Here is a 3104-nt window from a genome sequence, read left to right on the forward strand (position 1 = left end):
GGGGGCGGCAGCACCTCAGGTGGCGGGGCATTGAGGGCAGCCCTCTTGGCCGCCAACCGATTCTCGGCGTCATGGCGGATGGTCCGCCGTTGCGGGTCCGGGTCGTCATTGCCCAAGAAACAGCCACGCGGCGCGGCCCGCACAACGGCCTCCGCGCTCGCATAGCGTTCCTCGGCGCGCGCTCGGTCACCCGCCGACGCGGCCTGGTCACCTTGGGTTTCACGAACCAACTCGAGATTGACCCGCACCGGGCAGGAGCGGGCGGGGTCTGTACGGGCAAGCGCAGCCGAAAAGTGGGTGTCGGCATCGCCGAGCCGGCCGTCGAGCACGGCGGCCGCGCCCGCGGCGAAGGGCGCCCTCGCCGGTTCCACCACGTTGGCCACACCGAGGACCGCCGCATCGGCCCCAACCGCGTTCCCGTCACCGCGCGCGAATGCCGAGACGGCCGAATTCCCGGCCAGCACAAAGGAAAGCAGCTTGACGACAATCAACAGCGCGACGGCGGTCAGCGGCGCGGAGTAGATCAGCAGCTTGCGCCGCAGCCGCAACCGCGCCGGTCCGCGCGTCACGATGCCAAGTCCCGTAGGGCGATGCGACCCCTTCGGAACTCGCGCAGCGAGAGGTAGATCTCGCTGAGCAACAGCCCCGCCGCGAGCAGCGCGGGCAGCCAGTACAGCTCGCTCGACTCGCCGGCCTCGGCCCCGATGTCTGCGCGCCGCGTGTCCGGCAGCTCCGGCCGGAACGGCTGGCCGGCATCCCGGTGTAGGTAGGGCACGTCGAGTTGCGCTGCGATTCGGCGCAGTTCGGCCTCGTCGATCGCCTCGCTCCGGCCGTAGCCCAGCACCGCTCCCCCGGCCACCGACCCCGGTGTCACGGTGAACTCGCCGCGGGGCACCCGCGAACCGGGCGCACCGGAACCCAAGTACAGCACCACGTTCCGCGAGCCCGGATACTGCTGCTCGGCCTGCATCAGCTCGTACCGCAACACGTTGCCCGCTGCCACGGCGTTGACGTCGAGCCTGTCGTCCGGACCGCTCCGGTCGGCCTCGAGCGCCGCGATCGTCGGACGCAGGCTCCAATTGTCGTCGGACAGCGGCCAATCCAGTGAGGCGCGCGCGGCGAAGGCGATGAGCGCATACCGCGCCGCCGGATACTGCTTGATCAGGGCCGCGATGTCGTCGCGCATCCCCGCGATCCTCGGTCCGCCGGCGCCCGGAACACCGTAGTCCTCGGCGCCGGAGTCGACCGACCGATCGACGACGAGGAAGACGTTGAGATTTCCGCCCGCCGCACCCGTAGTGGGGTGGTTTTCGTCGTGGTGTAACGACGGACGGGTGGTCGCCACGATGATCAGCAGCACGGCCAGTGTCACGCCGCCCCACCGCAGCACCGCGCGGCGCCGGGGCCCGAGTCGATGCCCGGCCACCACGACCACCAGGTGCAGCGCTGCCAGGCGAGCCAGGACAAGGGCGCCGGCGACGACCGCGAGGATAGCCCAGGGCAGCACGGGTTGAAACGTCATCGGCGCAACACCAACAGCGCCACCGACAGCACGGCTGCCGATACCAACGCAATCGCCAGTGATACCACCGGCGCATCTTGTAACTCCGCCGTCACGATCGTGCCGTCGGCTCGGTGCGCGGGCGGGCTGTGCGCGCGAATCCCGTTGAGCGCCATCGTCATCGATGCCGGCGTGGCCGCGAAATACCGGCCGCCGGTCTGGGCGGTGAGGGCGGTGAGCGCACCGCTCGTGGGTGACGGGCCGGTGTCGAGCACATTGATTTGGGCTCCAGCCCGTCCGGCCATGTCTCGCAGTCCGCCGTCGGTGAACAGTGCGGCACGGCGCTCTCCGGCGGCGCGCAGATCGGAGGGCCCGAGATAGATCACTGACCGCCGATGAGTGCCGTGCTGTTCAGTAGCGGGAAACCCGGAGACGCAAAGCGCCAGAAGGTCATAGACGCTCGCGGCGTAGTCCGTGTAGGGCACCGGTGGGGCGAACCATGCCGCCCGCGCCTCGTGGGCGGCGGCGTACTCGCTAAATCTCGCCGCAGCGTACCGATGGTCGCGCGTCAGCGGCACCACTCGGCGGTCGACCGACGTCAGGCCGATGCGCTGGGCCCGAGGCGACGTGGTGGCACTGCGCGCGAAGTACTCGAGTAGAGCTTTTGTCGCCGCATCGCTGACGGGCTGCCCGATGCACAACATGATGTCCTCGGGGTGAGCGCCGTCGAAATCGTTGCCGGCCACGGACGGGCGGGCCGCCGTCCAGGTGCTGGCGCCGAACAGGACCGTCAGCACGACCAAGGTGACGACCGTGGACAGCGAACGCAGCCGGGCCACCTTGACGTATTCCGGTAACCGGGTCAGCCTTTCGACGTTGGCCAACGGGCGCAGCCGCCTGCGGGCAGCGGTCGTCGGCAGCAACGCCGCCAGCACGGCGGCGGTGACCAAACAGGTTAATCCGACAACGGCTACCGGCCACCACTTCAGGTCCACGAGCGGATCAATTCCCGTGCGCGAGCGCTCACGTCGGCCACATCGACTTGCGCCTCGGTGTTGAACTGCCCGTTACCGAGCCGGGCCAGCAGCGGCGCCGCCGCCGCCAAGCTCGCGCCGGCCTCGTCCTTCACGGCGCCCGCGTGCAGGTACTGGGCTCGCACGCCGGTCGCTTGATGCAGGAAGCTGCGCACCGTCCGGCTGATCGCCGCGCACGCTTCCGGAGCCGACGTTCGCCCGGCGCGGTGCTCGTCGGCGATGCCCTGCACGCGGCGGGCGAACCGGTCGCGGATCAGCCGGGCGTGGGCCCGCCGCACCACGGGGATGCGCCGCAACCGGTACGACGGCAGGGTCCACACCAAAACGCCCGCGTGCCACGCAATAACGGCGAGGCCCAGCAACACGGCCCACCACAGCCAGCACGACGAGTACGGCTGCGGGCCGAAAACATGGCGCAGCAGATCATCCGGCACTGGCGGCGACCTGGGTCAGGCGAACGAGTTCACGTCGAATGTCCTTGCTGCCGGGAATCTGGCTGTGACAGCCTGATTTGGCCCCGGGTGGGCGGTCGAAAGTGGCCCCACCTGTGTGGTCGCGGGTGTGCTGTT

Annotated in this window: 4 protein-coding genes; all 4 read right to left on the minus strand. The window is 69.9% G+C overall.

The genetic code is table 11. The annotated features are described in order from the left end of the window. Nucleotides 1–548: hypothetical protein (locus tag AWC19_RS02905; RefSeq protein ID WP_142280930.1), on the minus strand; the 548-nt coding region annotated here is incomplete at its 3' end. 17 nt (nucleotides 549–565) lie between these two features. Next, nucleotides 566–1522 (minus strand): vWA domain-containing protein, encoded by a 957-nt coding sequence (locus AWC19_RS02910; protein ID WP_085076603.1) that lies wholly within the window; start codon nucleotides 1520–1522, stop codon nucleotides 566–568. Beyond that, entirely contained in the window at nucleotides 1519–2451 is a 933-nt protein-coding gene (locus AWC19_RS02915) for a hypothetical protein (protein ID WP_245848665.1), read from the minus strand. The genes AWC19_RS02910 and AWC19_RS02915 overlap by 4 nt, the downstream gene beginning before the upstream one ends. Before the next feature lie 35 nt (nucleotides 2452–2486). Next, complete coding sequence (locus AWC19_RS02920) at nucleotides 2487–2969, minus strand: hypothetical protein (RefSeq protein WP_085076605.1); 483 nt, start codon at nucleotides 2967–2969, stop codon at nucleotides 2487–2489. Nucleotides 2970–3104: the final 135 nt, after the last annotated feature.

This window comes from Mycobacterium palustre, assembly GCF_002101785.1.
GTDB lineage: Bacteria > Actinomycetota > Actinomycetes > Mycobacteriales > Mycobacteriaceae > Mycobacterium > Mycobacterium palustre.

Excerpts from the sequence above, each read along its gene's own strand:
- AWC19_RS02910 (WP_085076603.1), bottom strand. The coding sequence starts at position 1,522 with ATGACGTTTCAACCCGTGCTGCCCTGGGCTATCCTCGCGGTCGTCGCC.